13 protein-coding genes and 1 riboswitch are annotated in these 15,537 nt (G+C 58.0%); of the genes, 6 read left to right on the top strand and 7 right to left on the bottom strand.

Annotated elements, in window-relative coordinates; genetic code table 11:
- Window positions 1-112: 112 nt before the first annotated feature.
- Window positions 113-583: a YbhB/YbcL family Raf kinase inhibitor-like protein gene (locus IF205_RS17110; protein WP_259780566.1), complete on the top strand. Its 471-nt coding sequence runs from the start codon at window positions 113-115 to the stop codon at window positions 581-583.
- A 12-nt stretch (window positions 584-595) separates the two neighbouring features.
- Here the strand turns inward: IF205_RS17110 and hemN are convergent, their stop codons facing one another.
- Window positions 596-1,951 carry an oxygen-independent coproporphyrinogen III oxidase gene (gene hemN, locus IF205_RS17105; protein WP_311195703.1) on the bottom strand — a complete coding sequence of 452 codons (1,356 nt, stop codon included), beginning with the start codon at window positions 1,949-1,951 and terminating at the stop codon, window positions 596-598.
- 175 nt (window positions 1,952-2,126) lie between these two features.
- Between hemN and IF205_RS17100 the strand changes: the two genes are divergently transcribed.
- Window positions 2,127-2,384 (top strand): DUF2312 domain-containing protein, encoded by a 258-nt coding sequence (locus IF205_RS17100; RefSeq protein WP_259780565.1) that lies wholly within the window; start codon window positions 2,127-2,129, stop codon window positions 2,382-2,384.
- 142 nt (window positions 2,385-2,526) lie between these two features.
- Entirely contained in the window at window positions 2,527-3,009 is a 483-nt protein-coding gene (locus IF205_RS17095; protein WP_259780564.1) for a DUF1579 domain-containing protein, read from the top strand.
- Window positions 3,010-3,110: 101 nt separating this feature from the next.
- Here IF205_RS17095 and IF205_RS17090 read toward each other — a convergent pair whose 3' ends face one another.
- From IF205_RS17090 to thiC, 4 genes are read right to left on the bottom strand one after another with little or no spacing between them, the layout of a single operon-like run.
- Window positions 3,111-3,881, bottom strand: a complete 771-nt coding sequence (locus IF205_RS17090; RefSeq protein WP_375542657.1) for a thiazole synthase — start codon at window positions 3,879-3,881, stop codon at window positions 3,111-3,113.
- A gap of 1 nt (window position 3,882) precedes the next feature.
- The gene (gene thiS / locus IF205_RS17085) at window positions 3,883-4,080 is read right to left on the bottom strand and encodes a sulfur carrier protein ThiS (RefSeq protein ID WP_259780563.1); all 198 of its coding nucleotides are present in this window, start codon (window positions 4,078-4,080) and stop codon (window positions 3,883-3,885) included.
- Window positions 4,058-5,056, bottom strand: coding sequence for an FAD-dependent oxidoreductase (locus tag IF205_RS17080; RefSeq protein WP_259780562.1), 999 nt, complete (start codon window positions 5,054-5,056; stop codon window positions 4,058-4,060). The genes thiS and IF205_RS17080 overlap by 23 nt, the downstream gene beginning before the upstream one ends.
- Complete coding sequence (gene thiC / locus IF205_RS17075) at window positions 5,053-6,879, bottom strand: phosphomethylpyrimidine synthase ThiC (protein ID WP_259780561.1); 1,827 nt, start codon at window positions 6,877-6,879, stop codon at window positions 5,053-5,055. The genes IF205_RS17080 and thiC overlap by 4 nt, the downstream gene beginning before the upstream one ends.
- Window positions 6,880-6,979: 100 nt before the next feature.
- A riboswitch (TPP riboswitch) is annotated at window positions 6,980-7,091 on the bottom strand.
- A gap of 152 nt (window positions 7,092-7,243) precedes the next feature.
- On the opposite strand from thiC, the gene IF205_RS17070 reads away from it, so the two are divergent.
- Window positions 7,244-7,768 carry a PAS domain-containing protein gene (locus tag IF205_RS17070; protein WP_259780560.1) on the top strand — a complete coding sequence of 175 codons (525 nt, stop codon included), beginning with the start codon at window positions 7,244-7,246 and terminating at the stop codon, window positions 7,766-7,768.
- A gap of 39 nt (window positions 7,769-7,807) precedes the next feature.
- A complete protein-coding gene (locus IF205_RS17065; RefSeq protein WP_259780559.1) occupies window positions 7,808-8,347 on the top strand; it encodes a PAS domain-containing protein in 540 nt (179 codons plus the stop codon).
- 78 nt (window positions 8,348-8,425) lie between these two features.
- Here IF205_RS17065 and IF205_RS17060 read toward each other — a convergent pair whose 3' ends face one another.
- Entirely contained in the window at window positions 8,426-11,950 is a 3,525-nt protein-coding gene (locus IF205_RS17060) for an indolepyruvate ferredoxin oxidoreductase family protein (RefSeq protein ID WP_259780558.1), read from the bottom strand.
- Between the two features lie 284 nt (window positions 11,951-12,234).
- A complete protein-coding gene (locus IF205_RS17055; RefSeq protein ID WP_259780557.1) occupies window positions 12,235-14,247 on the bottom strand; it encodes an LTA synthase family protein in 2,013 nt (670 codons plus the stop codon).
- Between the two features lie 207 nt (window positions 14,248-14,454).
- Here IF205_RS17055 and IF205_RS17050 point away from each other — a divergent pair, with 207 nt between their 5' ends.
- A complete protein-coding gene (locus IF205_RS17050; RefSeq protein WP_259780556.1) occupies window positions 14,455-15,468 on the top strand; it encodes an SDR family NAD(P)-dependent oxidoreductase in 1,014 nt (337 codons plus the stop codon).
- The last annotated feature ends 69 nt before the right edge of the window (window positions 15,469-15,537 follow it).

Genomic DNA, 15,537 nt, shown 5'->3' with positions numbered 1-15,537 from the left:
ACAATGGCTTATAGATGGAGTGGAGAGGGGGGGCGCCGTCAAGTCAATGGCTTGGCTGCGCTTTCGGGAGTATCCTGTCTTTAACAACGACAGTCTGTCCGGGAGGCATGCCATGACCATGACATTGACATCCACCGCCTTCGACAACGGCAGTGATATTCCAGCCCTCTATACCTGCGACGGCCAGGATTGCTCACCACCCCTGGACTGGCGGCATGTTCCGGAAGGGGCTGTAAGTCTCGCCCTGATTGTGGTTGATCCCGACGCGCCTGACCCGGCGGCCCCGAAGATGACCTGGGTCCACTGGGTTCTCTATAACATTCCGGTCCGGACAACGGGGCTGACGGAAGGGATCGCGCCGGACGCCCTGCCGCAGGGATGCCTTCAGGGGATCAACGACTGGCACCGCCCCGGCTACGGCGGCCCTTGTCCGCCGGTGGGGCGGCATCGCTATTTCTTCAAGCTTTATGCGTTGGACTGTCTTTTGCCGGACCTGAAAAGCCCGCCCAAGGTCAAGCTGGAAGCCGCCATGGACGGGCATATTCTGGAAACAGCCGAACTGATCGGGCTGTTTCAACGCTAGAGCGTCTGGCAGCTACACTGCCATGGAATGGCGGCCTTTGCCGTTATCCAGATAGGCGTCGAAACGGGCAGCAATGGTGCGGACGAAAGGCTGACCGGCTTTGGTGACCGTAATCTTCGGGCCATCCCGTTCGATGAGGCCATCTGCTTCCATGTCGGCCAGGCCTTCCAGTTCAAAGTCGAAATAGGTGTTCGGCACGTTGTGACGGATCATGGTATCCGCCAGATCGACCTTGTAACTACACATGATGTCCTGGATGACCTCGCGCCGGAGGGCATCATCTGCGCTGACGGCAACACCTTTGGTGACCGGCAGGATACCGCCGTCGACACGGCGCTGATAGTCACGCAAAGAGGGTTCGTTCTGGACATATCCACCCGGGTTGACGCCAATGGCGGATGCCCCGAAGCCGATCAGGATTTCGGACTGGTCCGTGGTATAGCCCTGGAAGTTGCGCCGCAGGTTGCCCTTGGCATAGGCCACGGCCAGAGGGTCTTCCGGCAGGGCGAAATGATCGAGGCCGATCGGCACATAGCCTGCCTTCTCAATGGCCTTGGCGGCGGCTTCGGCCTGCTCGAGGCGCTCCTCGGCGTTCGGTAAAACCTTTTCGTCGATCATCTTCTGGTGGGTTTTCATCCAGGGCACATGGGCATAGCCGAACAGCGCCAGACGGCTGGGCCGAAGTTTGGCGACTGCCTCGATGGTGCCTTCCACCAGACGGATGGTCTGATGCGGCAGGCCATAGATCAGATCGACATTGATACCGGTGATACCTTCGGCGCGCAGGCCTTCGATCACCCGCGCCGTTTCGCTAAACGGCTGTATCCGGTTGATGGCCTTCTGGACGATCGGGTTCACATCCTGCACACCGACACTGGCACGGTTGACCCCGGCATCGGCCATCGCGCGGATCAGCACGTCATCTACACCGCGCGGGTCGATTTCCACGGCGAATTCCGCGTCATCCATCAAACAGAAATTCTGGTTGATCCGCTCACCCAGTCGCAGGAAGTCGTCCGGCTTCAGGATTGTCGGCGAGCCGCCTCCCAGATGGATATGCCGCACAGGCCTGCGCGGTCCCAAGGCGTTCGCCACCAGGTCAATCTCGCGCAGCAGACTGGCGAGATACTCCTTGATCGGCCCATAGCGCTTGGTGATCTTGGTGTGACAACCGCAGAACCAGCAAAGCGTGTCGCAGTAGGGAATGTGGAAATACAGCGACAGCGGCTGGTCTTCGGGGATGGCCCGCAACCATTCCATATAGGTATCTGCCCGGACGCCGTTGTGAAAATGCGGGGCGGTCGGGTAGCTGGTATAGCGGGGTACGGGCTTGCCGTAGCGGGATAAGAGATCGTTCTGCTTCATCATGGGCGCACTATGCAGTTTACCGGTGTCGCCCCGCATTGATATTGGTCAAATGTCCGAGAAGAATAATCGGGCAACGAAATCCGTTTGAATGGCGGGGCCGGTGCGGCTAAGCTGCGCGCCGGTTTCGACAAGCCTCATGTTTTTCAACAAAGCCACAAAGACCCGAAGGACAATCATGGAAGATCTTCAGGAAACGGTTGCCAACTCTGCCGGTCAGCGTCTTCGTTCCTTTATAGAGCGGATTGAGCGACTGGAAGAGGAAAAGAAAGCCATTGCCGACGATATCAAGGAAGTTTTCGCCGAAGCCAAGGGCGAGGGCTATGACGTCAAGGCGCTGCGCGCTGTGCTGAAATACCGGAAACAGGACCCGGCGGAGCGCTCCGAACTGGAAGCGCTGGTCGATACCTACCTGTCGGCGCTGGGCGAAGCCTAGGCCACAGCGAACCAGACCGGAACGAACGGGCGCTTGTTTGAGCGCCCGTTTTTTTTGTCCAGTGCCAAATAGATGACATTATACGTCATCTTTATCCTGCTACAGGGAGAGGTATTCACAAAACAGGACAGGAAGATAGGCCATGCAGGGCAGCGCCACGACGAACGGACATCAGGATTTTGACTATTTTTTCGGGGCATGGACGGTCTCTCATCGGAAGCTGGCGCGGCGTCTGGCCGGTTGCGACGACTGGGTCCGTTTCGAAGGTGAAAGCCAGACATCTCCCATTCTGGGAGGTGTCGGTAACCTGGAGGATAACCTGTTGAAGGAACCGGACGGTGCCTATCGAGCAGCGGCGCTGCGTGCCTTTAACCTGAATGACCAGACGTGGAATATCTGGTGGCTGAACCAGGAGCGTATGGCTGTTGAGCCACCGGTAACCGGCAGGTTTGAGGGGGATGAAGGTCTCTTTATCGGTCCTGATGAGGTCGATGGCAGGCCTATTCTGGTCCGTTTCATCTGGACCAAGCTGCCGCCTGATCAGGCGCGCTGGGAACAGGCCTTTTCCACCGATGACGGCGTCAGTTGGGAAACCAATTGGGTCATGGAATTTCAGCGCCGATAATTTCGTTCCGTTCAATTTCTGGCATTCAGGATGTTGTGGCGACGCATGCATATCCAAAAGGGCTAGGTGTAACGGGCCCTCAGGCAAGCGCCCGTTACATGTCAGGAAAAAGCCTGCCCGAGGATGGGCGTGGACGGGGTGGCGAAGTCCCTCGGCTCCAACGGTTCGGCCTGACAGGCGGCATACCCTGCGGCAATGGCCTTGCCGAATGCTTCGGCCATAAGTGCCGGATCACCTGCCTTGGCGACGGCTGTATTCAACAACACCGCGTCAAAGCCCAGCTCCATAACCTGGGTGGCGTGGGACGGGCGGCCGATCCCGGCGTCGACGATTAATGGCACAGCCGGAAAATGGCTGCGCAGGGTCTTCAGGGCGTGGATATTCTGCGGCCCGCGCGCAGAGCCGATCGGCGCGCACCAGGGCATCAGGACCTTACATCCCGCCGCTAGCAGCCTTTCGGCCAGGACCAGATCGTCCGTCATATAGGGGAAAACCTCAAACCCCTCGTCGCAAAGGATTTTGGCCGCTTCCACCAAGCCGAAAATATCCGGCTGCAGGGTGTCGCTGTCGCCGATTACCTCAAGTTTGATCCAGTTTGTGCCAAAGACTTCGCGGGCCATATGCGCCGTGGTGACCGCCTCCTTCACAGAATGGCAGCCGGCAGTATTGGGCAGAACCGTAACATCCAGAGACTGGATCAGGGACCAGAAGGCCTGACCGTTTTGATTGCCGCGCGTCTCGCGCCGCAGGGAGACGGTAACGATCTGTGTTTCGGAACGCCGCACGGCATCTGCCAGGATGGCAGGAGAGGGATATCGCGCCGTGCCCAGCAAAAGCCGGGAGGCGAAGTCGCGTCCATAGAGTGTCAGCATGTCAGCCTCCCTGCATCGGGGACAGGATTTCAATCGCCGCACCGTCGCGCAGAGTGCAGTCGATGCGTTCTCCTGCTGGCACGAAATCCCCGTCAACGGCGGTCGCCAACCAGGGACCGGTCAGGTCCAACTCGGTCAACAGGTCTTGCAGGGTGCGGGCGGTGGCGTCTAGGGCCTCACCATTCACAATCAGTTTCATGGATAAAATCCTTGTCTGTTCTGCCGTTCAGGATCAGGTCTGCGGCCGCTTCCGCCAGCACGGGGGCAAGAAGGAAGCCGTGGCGGTAAAGCCCGTTGATGGCGAGCCTGTTTCCGCAACGGATGACCCTGGGCAGGTTGTCGGGAAAGGCGGGGCGCAGACCTGTCCCGGTTTCGATGAGTGTGGCCTCGCCAAAGGCCGGGTTCACGCAATAAGCGGCGTTCAAGAGTTCCATCAGGGACCGCGCAGTGATCGGACCATCGTGGCCACTTTCGATCATTGTTGCGCCGACCATATAGTGCTGATCCTTGCGCGGTACGATATAGATCGGGATGCGCGGGTGCAGGAAACGGACGACACGGGTGAGATGCACATCCGGCGCATGCAGGACGGCCATTTCCCCACGGACGGGCCGCAGGCCCGGCAGAGGGCAGGCCAGACCCGTGGCGTCAAGTTCATAGTCGAAGCCGTCGCCGGAAGGCCCATCGCCGCCCAGACGGATGTCGATCCCATGATTGCGAGCCTGTTCCAATAACCCTGCAAGGGCCGCACGTGGGGCCAGATGGGCCTCCTCGGCGATGAACAAAGCCTGTGGGAAGCGACCGGTGAGGTCGGCTTCCAGTTCCGCCAGTTCTGCCGCATCAACCAAGCAGTGGCCGCTTGTCTGTCGGGCGAAACGGGAAAGTTCCCCCTGGTCGCGGGGGGCGGCGATGATCAGGCTGCCCCTGCGTTGGACCAGCCCCGGCAGGGCGCGATCCCACCAGTCGATGGCCTCGATACCGCGTCGCTGGACACGTTCCTCGGCGGTTTCGCCCTCGCAAAAAGGGGCCAGCATCCCACCTGCGTACCAGGAGGCATTGCCGTCCAGCCGCTCACTTTTATCGTAAAGCGTTACCCGGACCCCGCGTTTGGCAAGGACGAAGGCGGCGGCCAGACCCGCCACCCCCGCGCCCCGGATCAGAATATCGACGCTCACTCTGCCGGTTCCGTCACGGGCATATAGAGGTCGCCCTCTGCCTGGTATTTCTGCGCCATTTCCGCCATGCCTTTCTGCTTGGCCTCGTCGCGGATGTCCTGGCTGATGCGCATGGAACAGAATTTCGGCCCGCACATGGAACAGAAATGGGCAACCTTATGGGCTTCCTTCGGCAGGGTCTGGTCATGGAAATTCCGCGCCGTATCCGGGTCCAGTGACAGGTTGAACTGATCCTCCCAACGGAATTCGAAGCGTGCGCGGGACAGGGCGTCGTCCCGGACCTTGGCCGCCGGATGACCTTTGGCGAGGTCGGCGGCATGGGCGGCGATCTTATAGGTGATCACCCCCGTCTTCACATCGTCCCGGTCGGGCAGGCCAAGATGCTCTTTCGGCGTCACGTAGCACAGCATCGCCGTGCCGAACCAGCCGATCATCGCCGCCCCGATACCCGAGGTGATATGGTCGTAACCGGGCGCGATATCGGTCGTGAGCGGCCCAAGCGTATAGAAGGGGGCCTCGCCGCAGACATCCAATTGCTTGTCCATATTCTCCTTGATCTTGTGCATGGGCACATGGCCGGGGCCTTCGATCATCACCTGGCAATCTTTGTCCCAGGCGATCTGTGCCAGTTCCCCCAGGGTTTCCAGTTCGGCAAATTGGGCGGCGTCGTTGGCGTCGGCGATAGAACCGGGGCGCAACCCGTCACCCAGTGAGAAGGAGATGTCATAGGCACGGGCGATATCGCAGATTTCCGCGAAATGCTCGTAGACGAAGCTTTCCCGGTGATGATGCAGGCACCATTTGGCCATGATCGACCCGCCACGCGAGACGATGCCGGTGACGCGCTCCACCGTCAGCGGCAGGTGATGCAGGCGGATACCGGCGTGGATGGTGAAATAGTCAACACCCTGTTCGGCCTGTTCGATCAGCGTGTCGCGGAAAACCTCCCAGGTCAGGTCTTCTGCCACGCCATTGACCTTTTCGAGCGCCTGATAGATCGGCACCGTGCCGATGGGCACGGGCGAGTTCCGGATGATCCAGGAGCGGATATTATGGATGTTGCGCCCGGTGGACAGGTCCATGACCGTATCCGCGCCCCAGCGGATTGACCAGATCATCTTATCCACTTCCTCCGCCATGCTGGAGGTAACGGCGGAGTTGCCGATATTGGCGTTCACCTTCACCAGGAAATTCCGGCCGATGATCATCGGTTCCACTTCCGGGTGGTTGATGTTGCAGGGGATGATGGCGCGGCCGCGGGCGACCTCGTCGCGCACAAATTCCGGGGTGACAAAATCCGGGATGGCGGCGCCGAAATCTTCACCGTCGCGGGCGAGTTTTTCCTTTAATTGCGCCCGGCCCAGGTTTTCGCGGATCGCAATGAATTCCATTTCCGGGGTCACGATCCCGGCACGGGCATAGGCGATCTGCGTGACGGCCTTGCCGTCCCTGGCGCGCAAGGGCTGGTGATTGACCGGGAATTCCGGCGCAAGGTGGTCACCGGCGACAAAGCCATTGTCTTCCGGTTTGATCTGACGACCGTCATAACCCCCTACGTCGTCACGGGCTGTGATCCAACTTTCGCGCAGACGCGGCAGGCCGGTATTGATGTCGATGTCAGCGGAGGGATCGGTATAGGGGCCGGAGGAATCATAGACGGTCACCGGCGGTTCATTTGCGGTCGGGTGCAGGGCGATCTCGCGCATCGGCACCCTGATATTGTCGTGGATTTCACCCGCCTTGAAGACTTTGGCGGAGGCGGGCAATGGCCCTGTGGTGACGCCGGAAAAATCGATCTCTTTATTTGTCTTTGTCGCAGTCATTGTGAGGCTCCCTTGCGGTGATGCATTGGAGACCCAGTCAGTGCCGATGTGAGGAGGAGGGCGCGCCGGAATTAAGAGTCTGATGGACGAATGGCCCAATGATGACGCGCTTGCACCGTCCCTACGCCAGTATGAACTGGATCAGGTTCATTGGGTCACTGCGCCTTACAGCAGAATCTCAGCCCCTTGCCGGGGCACCCCTGGTGAATGGCCACACAATGCCGATTGTTTCCCTGCTCTGTCAAGCGGTGCGGAGATATCTGAATGGTTGAAAAAACAATTGAATTGCAAATTTAACGCTTTTTAGAAAGACGTTATTAAGCGATAGTGGTGAGGTGGACTGGGCAAGGTAGCAAGGACCTATATGTATCGAGAGCCTTTACCGGAAAAATACAGAATTCTTGCTGTTAAGCGTGAGATCGTTGATGTGGCCAGCATGGCCCTGACCAGTCGGGATCAAATAGCGACGGAAGTTTGCCGGTCTCTCTATGACTGGTGGGAGGCGGCGGCAGGTGATCATGGTGGAGAGGCTCCCTGGGCCTCTTTTGATATTGTGGACCATCGGGAGCTTGCCCCGCATCTATACCTTCTCAAGGTGGCCGGGGAGGGGGAGAGCTTTGAATTTTCGTTGCACGGTGAATTTCCGAAACGAATGTTTGCCGATAGATGCTGGAACAAACAGTCTGTGGCCCCTGATGACGACCATCCGGTGAAAGCCAAGCTTTACCACCACTACTATGACAGTTTCATAGGCAGGCAGCCCAAGCGGTCTCTCGGTAAGGTGTGTTCGGAAGGATTGCTGTCTTCCAACTTTGAAAGTGTTGATTTGCCGCTGTTCGATACGGATGGACGGGTGATCCGGTTTATCGGGGCGATTGATTTTCTCTGATCTGCTGCGCGGGCAGCCTGAAGACCCGGGAGAGTTTGTATGAGTGACAGGATGGCCAAAGGTAAGCGCGTTTTACCTGTGGGACCGACGGAGCTGCAGATCGAGCACAGGCTGCTTGATGATCTGGGCCTGCTGCGTTCTCCGCAAACCAGGGCAATGTATGACTGGTATCGGGACCATCGGGATTGTGAGGAAGGGCCGGTGCAATGGGCGGTGTTTGATCTGCTGGACCATGCACCGCTTGCGGAAAATTTCTTCCTCGTGAATACGGAAGACCCGGAAGCGGTTCAAATCGTGCTTCACGGTGAAAAGGTGAGGCGCCTGTTGGGCAACAGCACATGGACCAAAGACGTCATCCGCGAAGATGACGCGCTTCCTGAAAAGCGCTCCTTGTTTCAATATTATCGCGTCATCATCCGGGATCGCCGGGCTCACTACTGCGAAATATTCGGGCGTGGCGGCTATCTCCGCAATAACCATTTTGAGAGTATCGATCTGCCGATGGTCGATGAAGAGGGCAAGGTGGTCCGTATCCTGGGGGTGCTGGGGGTGATCGGGGAAAACGAGACCCCGGCCTGACGGTGGCTTGATGCAAACAAGAAAAAGGCCAGGCCGGTCCCTGGGACCGGCCTTTCAGTTTGCTCTGGACGTTTGTCCTTACTCCGCGGCGGCAGCCTGCGGCGCGGGTTTGGGATTGCTGAACCGTTCCAGCAACACCTGTTCATTGGCCTTGGCATCGGCGACATGCCTGTCTTTCACGTGGCCAAAGCCACGGATATGTTCCGGAATGCTGGCGATCTCGATTGCCGTGTCCAGATTGTCCGCAGTCAGGCCGGTGAGCAGTTTATCCACGGTCTTTTCATAATCCGCGATCAACTGGCGCTCCAGCTGGCGTTCATGATGATAGCCGAAGATATCCAGCTTCGTGCCGCGCAGGAACTTGAATTTCGCCAGGGTTTTCATGGCGCTCATGATCCAGGGGCCGTATTCCCGTTTGATCAGGTGGCCCGTTTCCGGGTCCGTCTCTGAGAATAGCGGTGCTGCCAGGTGGTAGTGGACCTTGTAGTCACCTTCAAAGGCGTCATGCAGGCGTCGTTTGAAGTCCTGTTTGGCAAACAGGCGCGCCACCTCATATTCATCCTTATAGGCAAGCAGCTTGAAGTAATAGCGTGCGACCGCCTTGGTCAGCTCTTCACTGTTGGCGACGATGCCGCTTTCCTTCGCGCGGACCTTATTCACCAACGCCTTGTAGCGATCCGCATAGGCGCGGTTCTGATAGGCGATCAGTTCGTTGTGGCGGATCGTCAGCAGGTCATCCAGGCTTTCCGCCTTGAAATCCTCTTCCTTGCGTGCCTGTGGACGACCGACCATCTTGCGCACGGCGTCAAGGTCATGGGCGGCACGGCGGCCCCAGGTGAAGGCGCGTTTGTTGGCGTCGACGGCCACCTTGTTCAATTCGATAGCCTTGAAGATGGCTTCCTCGGAGACCGGGATGAAACCGTTCTGATAGGCATAGCCCAGCATGAACATATTGGTGGCGATGCTGTCGCCCATCAGGGATGTGGCAATGGCCGTCCCTTCGATGAAATGGGCGTTATCCTTGCCGACACAATCCGTGATGATCTCTACCAGTTCCTTGGAGGGGAACTTGAAGTCCGGGTTGCGGGTGAAGGCCCCGGTGATGATCTCATGGGTGTTGACGACCGCATTGGTCACATTCAGGTCCGTCTTTGCCATGGAATCGAATGCGGCGGAGACGACGACATCGCAACCCAGCAGCAGGTTTGCCCCACCGGCGGCGATACGGACTGCATGAATATCTTCCGGCGATTTGGCGATACGGATATGGGAGGATACCGCGCCACCCTTCTGGGCGAGGCCCGCCATGTCGAGGATGGAGCAGCCCTTGCCCTCCATATGGGCGGCCATGCCCAACAGCGCACCGATGGTGACAACGCCCGTACCGCCGACACCGGTCAGCAGGATGCTGTAGGGTTGGTCGTCGACCGTCGGCAGTTTCGGTTCCGGCAGGGCCTCGAACAGGTTGCCCAGATGTGCCTGCTTGGCCGAGTCCTTCTCCGCGCCTTTGCCTTTACGGGGCTTGCCGCCGTGGACGGTGACAAAGCTGGGGCAGAAACCATCGACACAGGAATAGTCCTTGTTGCAGGACGACTGGTCGATTTTACGTTTGCGGCCGAACTCGGTTTCTTTCGGTTCGATGGAAACACAGTTGGAAACCTCGCCGCAGTCGCCGCAGCCCTCGCAGACGTCTTCGTTGATGAAGGCGCGCACAGCCGGGTCCGGGAACTGGCCGCGTTTCCGGCGACGGCGTTTTTCCGCCGCGCAGGTCTGGTCATAGATCAGCACCGTGGTGCCCCCGACCTCACGCAGTTCCTTCTGGACCTTGTCCAGGTCACGACGATGGTGAATCTGGGTGTGTTCCGGGAAAAGGGTGCCGGACCCGTATTTCTCCGGTTCATCGGTGACCACGTCAATTCGAACAACACCTTCGGCCTTGACCTGACGGGCGATGTCCCAGGGGGTCAGCGGCCCGTCAAAGGGCTGGCCGCCGGTCATGGCAACGGCGTCGTTGAACAGAATCTTGTAGGTGATATTGACCTTGGCCGCGATGGCCTGGCGGATCGCCAGCAGGCCGGAATGCATATAGGTGCCGTCGCCAAGGTTGGCGAAGACATGCTTGGTCTTGGAGAATTTGGACTGGCCGACCCAGGTAACACCCTCGCCGCCCATCTGGGTGAAGGTGTCGGTGCTGCGGTCCATCCACTGCACCATATAGTGACAGCCGATCCCCGCCAGCGCCCGGGAACCTTCCGGTACGCGGGTGGAGGTGTTGTGCGGGCAGCCGGAACAGAAGAACGGGGTCCGGGAAAGCGAGGGCTTACGTGCGGATAGCTGTTTTTCTTTCTCCGCCAGGAAATTCAGGCGTTTTTCGAAATGGGTTTCCATGTCGGCGGTGGTGCCTTCACGGGTCCTGCGCAGGCGCTCCACCAGGACCCGGGCAATACGTGCGGGGGTCAGTTCGTCGATGGACGGTAGAACCCAGTCGCCGCCCTCGTCGAATTTGCCGACCACGCGCGGACGGACATCGCCACGCCAGTTGTAAAGCTGTTCCTTCAACTGGTTTTCGATGACGGCGCGTTTTTCCTCAACGACGATGATTTCTTCCAGGCCTTCGGCGAACTGGCGGATGCCGTCGCGTTCCAGCGGCCAGACCATGCCGACCTTATAGACGCTGATGCCGATCTTGGCGGCATATTCCGCGTCGATATGCAGGTCTTCGAGCGCCTGCATCACGTCGAGATAGCTTTTGCCCGTGGTGACGATGCCGATACGGCGGTTCGGGCCGTCGATGACCGGATGGTTCAGATTGTTGGCGCGCGCATAGGCGAGTGCGGCATAAAGCTTGTACTGATGCAGCATCCGTTCCTGTTCCAGCGGCGGGAAAGGATAGCGGATCGAAACGCCGCCTTCAGGCAGTTCGAAATCAGTCGGTTCCTTAATCTGAACACGGTGCGGGTCCACATAGACGCTGGCGCTGGTTTCAACGGTTTCTGCAAGCGTCTTGAAGGAAACCCAGCAGCCGGAATACCGGGACAGCGCGATGCCATGGATGCCGAAATCCAGATATTCCTGCACATTGGCCGGGGCCAGGACCGGGATCATGGCGTCCATGAAGGCATATTCGGTCTGGCTGGGCAGGGTGGATGATTTGCAGGTGTGGTCGTCACCGGAAAGCAACAGCACGCCACCGTGCTTGGACGTGCCTGCCGCGTTGCCGTGTTTGAAGACGTCGCCGGAGCGGTCGACGCCCGGGGCCTTGCCGTACCACAGGCCGAAAATACCATCGACCAGACTGTCGTTGAAAAGCTGGGATTGCTGGGAACCCCAGACGGCGGTGGCCGCAAGGTCCTCGTTCAGGCCGGGCTGAAATTCGATCTGGTTTTCTTCCAGATAATTTTTCGCTTTCCAAAGCTGCTGGTCCAACCCGCCGAGCGGGGACCCGCGATACCCGGAAATAAAGCCTGCGGTGTTAAGGCCTGCGGCAATATCGCGCTGGCGCTGCATCAGGGGCAGGCGTACCAGGGCCTGAATGCCGGTAATGAAAATACGTCCGGAATCGAGTGTATATTTATCGTCCAGATTGACGGTCGCGAGCGTCATTGTGTCATCTCCCAACGTCTTCGGCTCCGCACCAAATCTGTTCTATTGTATCTTTTTTATTATTTTTTGTGGGGCTTATTTGGAGCCGAGATCCAAATTTGTCCAAGGCAAATAGGTTAGCATTACTGACCTAAATGCGCAAGTAATATTGTTGCTGACTTTTGAAATATTTGTTCGTGAGGATAGGGGGCGATCCTGCCATGCGTCAGTGTCATCATGAGTGATGCACAACGAAAAAAGCCGGAGGCGATGGCCTCCGGCTTTGAATTGTGGGGACAGGGATTTTATTGCTGCGCGACGTTGTTGCCGGGCTCAAGCGACTGTTTGGCAAATGCCGGATTATCGTAGTGATAGTCGCCCGCGTAGAACATCCGGTGGGCGGTCTGAACGACGGAGATCGCCTCTTCGCGCAGCGCCGGGTCCGGGGTCGCACGGGTTTTAAGTTGTTCTCCCACCTTGAAGTCATAGGCGATGGTATCGCCGGTGGGCTCCAGGACTACCACCTGGCCGGGGCGGCCATAGGCGATAGAGAAGTTATGGGAGATGATGATGCGCCCATCGTCATTCGGCTGCTTCAGCACATCCACACCGAAGAACGGGCTGTCATATTTGAAACCCAACAGGCCCAGCAGGGTCGGCGACAGGTCGATCTGCGCCATCAGCTTGTCGACCTGCATGGGTTTCAGGTGTTTGGGTGAGTAGAAGACAATCGGAATGCGGAAGGCATCGACCGGAATGCGCGACGCGCCGTTGATCTTGCGGCTGTGGTCGGCGACAAAGACGAAGACCGTATCGTCGAACCAGGGTTTTGAGCGGGCCCGTTCGATAAAGTTCCCGAACGCCCAGTCGGCATAGGTTGCCGTATTCTCGATCCGGCCGCGGTCATCCTTCCATTTCACATGATCCTGCGGGAACTTGTAGGGGCGGTGATTGGAGACCGTCATCATACTCAGGAGGAAGGGCGCTTTACCGGGGCCCGCATTCTCATCCATACGCTGCAGCGCCTCGGTGAAGAGATCCTCGTCAGAGACACCCCAGATCGTGGAGAAGGATTCATGGCGGATGTCATTCTCGTCCCAGACATGGTCAAAGCCGATGCCGTCCCAGAAGGTCCCCATATTGTCGAACAGGGCCTCCCCACCATAGAGTATGCCAGAGTTGTAACCCTGTTGTTTCAGCACATAGGGCAGGGAGAACATATGCCGGGAACCGTCGCGCCGGGCGGTGGAAATGCCGGGGATCGGCGCGAATGACGTCAGGACGGCTTCCAGGCCGCGCACGGTGCGGTCACCGGAGGCATAGACATTGGTGAAGGAAACGCCTTCCTTGGCCAGGCGGTTCAGGTTCGGAGAAATCGAAACGCCGGTTTTATTGTCCAGATAGTCAACGAATTTCGCGCCAAAGCTTTCCTCAATGGCAATCACAATGTTGAGTTTCTTCGTCGGGCGGTCAGGTGTGATTTGACGCAGGATCGGGTTTGGCCCGGTCGGTTTTACAAATCGGCTGTTTTCCTGCTTTACCGCCTTGCGCAGTTCGGTGACTTCCAGTTTGTGATCTTTGATCGACGGATAGACGCCTTCATATTCTTCGTCGTTGGAAAGCGCCGCATAGAAAAGGCTGCGCAATCCGTTCTCCGCCATCTCGTTGAATTCCCGGTTCTCGAACGGGCGCACATGGGCATAGGCGCTCAGCAGGCCGGCGACAACAGCAGTAAGCAGGGCCGTGGAGGCAAGACGCCAGCGGCTGCCTTCCCTGAAAAGGCGGGCAAGTGTGTCGGTGGTCTTGCGCCCGGCCACATACCAAAGGGCGATACCGGCGGCAAAGACGGCAGGCAGTTCATATTCGACGGGGAAGGATTCATAGATATTGCCGATCACTTCGCGCGGGAAAATCAGGTAAAAGACAGCGATCCCGTTAAAGCGGTTTGAAAACTCCTGCCAGAACAGAAGCTCCGCGACGTCTATGAAAAGCATACCGACGAAGAACGCGGCGAAAACCGTGAACAACAATCCGCGGCTGAAGGATTTCTTTCGGGGCACGAACAGGAATATCAGCAACAGGAAGAGACTGATCAGCCCGACGCCTGCAAACAGATCGTGAATGCTGCCGATTGCGACAGCCGCCAGAAGTTTCAGCGGCGCATCCGCCCAGGATGATGTATCCAGAAAGAAGGTCAGCGTGACACGGAGGACAAGGGAGCTGGCCATATAGACGGCGGTGAAGCTGGCAATGATCCGGAATAATCTGGAATCCAAAACAGCCCCAAACGGGGCCGGAAGCGAGCTGCGTTGTGACATTCCGAACTCTTGGTTTGTTATATATGTTGATCAACTATAAGTAGTAAATATTAAAGGGTAAAGCTGACAATAACCTGAACGCCGCCAGATGCGCGGATTTTCGCACATGTCCGATACTTGCCCTTGCCGAAGAGGGCAGGTATATCCGTGCAGAAGGTGCAAGCGGGCGGCTGACGACAGCCCATTCAGGTTTATTGAGGATTTGACATGACGGTTCTGGTGACGGGCGCGGCTGGCTTTATCGGCATGCATGTGTCGGAAACACTGCTCAATCGTGGCGACAAGGTCGTCGGAATCGACAATCTCAACGACTATTACGATGTCACCCTCAAGGAAGCCCGCCGTGATCGCCTTGTCGGGCGGGAAGGCTATACCTTCGAAAAAATCGACATTGCCGACGCCGAAGCCCTGAACGATCTGGTGGAACGCCGCCCGGATATCGACCGGATTGTCCATCTGGCGGCGCAGGCCGGTGTGCGTTACTCGCTTGAAAATCCGCATGCCTACGTACAGACCAACGTGGTCGGCCAGTTGAATATCCTGGAGCTTGCGCGGCACAAGGAAGGCCTGAAACATCTGGTCTATGCCTCGTCCTCCAGCGTCTATGGCGGCAACACCAAAATGCCGTTTTCCACGGATGATGTCTGCGATACGCCGGTCTCGCTTTATGCCGCGACCAAGAAGGCGGACGAACTGATGGGCCATTGCTATTCCCATCTCTATCGCATTCCGCAGACGGGCCTGCGTTTCTTCACCGTTTACGGACCCTGGGGGCGTCCGGATATGGCGGCCTTCATCTTTACCCGCAAAATGTTTGCGGGCGAGGAGATCCCGGTTTTCAACAATGGCCAGATGAAGCGCGATTTCACCTATGTTGACGATATCGTCAGCGGTATTATCTCCTGCCTCGACAATCCGCCTGCCGACGATGGCAAGGCTGCGCCGCATCGGGTCTATAATATCGGCAATAACCGCTCCGAAGAGTTGATGCATATGATCGAGGTGCTGGAAAAGGCGACCGGCCAGAAAGCCAAGATCGACTTCCAGCCAATGCAGGATGGCGACGTGCCTGTAACCTATGCCGATGTGGAACCCATGCGGCGCGACTTTGGCTATGAACCAACGACGCCGATTGATGTAGGGCTGCCCAAATTTGTCGAGTGGTACAAGAAATTCTACGGCCATAACGCCGTATTGAGCGGAGAGACATCCTCCTCTTAAAGGGGAGGGGCTGCTGACAATACCCACCGTTCGCGCTACCGTTGGCCATGACAGATAATCATGACTGGG

Origin of the sequence: Aestuariispira ectoiniformans (assembly GCF_025136295.1) — a bacterium.
In the GTDB taxonomy this organism is placed as follows: domain Bacteria; phylum Pseudomonadota; class Alphaproteobacteria; order UBA8366; family Aestuariispiraceae; genus Aestuariispira_A; species Aestuariispira_A ectoiniformans.
The sequence above is the reverse complement of the archived record's forward strand: the minus strand, read 5'-3'. Positions and strand labels throughout refer to the sequence as shown.

Excerpts from the sequence above, each read along its gene's own strand:
- IF205_RS17090 (WP_375542657.1), bottom strand. The coding sequence starts at position 3,881 with ATGCTGACACTCTATGGACGCGACTTCGCCTCCCGGCTTTTGCTGGGC.
- IF205_RS17050 (WP_259780556.1), top strand. The coding sequence starts at position 14,455 with ATGACGGTTCTGGTGACGGGCGCGGCTGGCTTTATCGGCATGCATGTG.
- IF205_RS17055 (WP_259780557.1), bottom strand. The coding sequence starts at position 14,247 with ATGTCACAACGCAGCTCGCTTCCGGCCCCGTTTGGGGCTGTTTTGGAT.
- IF205_RS17060 (WP_259780558.1), bottom strand. The coding sequence starts at position 11,950 with ATGACGCTCGCGACCGTCAATCTGGACGATAAATATACACTCGATTCC.
- thiC (WP_259780561.1), bottom strand. The coding sequence starts at position 6,879 with ATGACTGCGACAAAGACAAATAAAGAGATCGATTTTTCCGGCGTCACC.
- thiS (WP_259780563.1), bottom strand. The coding sequence starts at position 4,080 with ATGAAACTGATTGTGAATGGTGAGGCCCTAGACGCCACCGCCCGCACC.
- IF205_RS17065 (WP_259780559.1), top strand. The coding sequence starts at position 7,808 with ATGAGTGACAGGATGGCCAAAGGTAAGCGCGTTTTACCTGTGGGACCG.
- IF205_RS17070 (WP_259780560.1), top strand. The coding sequence starts at position 7,244 with ATGTATCGAGAGCCTTTACCGGAAAAATACAGAATTCTTGCTGTTAAG.
- IF205_RS17100 (WP_259780565.1), top strand. The coding sequence starts at position 2,127 with ATGGAAGATCTTCAGGAAACGGTTGCCAACTCTGCCGGTCAGCGTCTT.
- hemN (WP_311195703.1), bottom strand. The coding sequence starts at position 1,951 with ATGATGAAGCAGAACGATCTCTTATCCCGCTACGGCAAGCCCGTACCC.
- IF205_RS17095 (WP_259780564.1), top strand. The coding sequence starts at position 2,527 with ATGCAGGGCAGCGCCACGACGAACGGACATCAGGATTTTGACTATTTT.
- IF205_RS17110 (WP_259780566.1), top strand. The coding sequence starts at position 113 with ATGACCATGACATTGACATCCACCGCCTTCGACAACGGCAGTGATATT.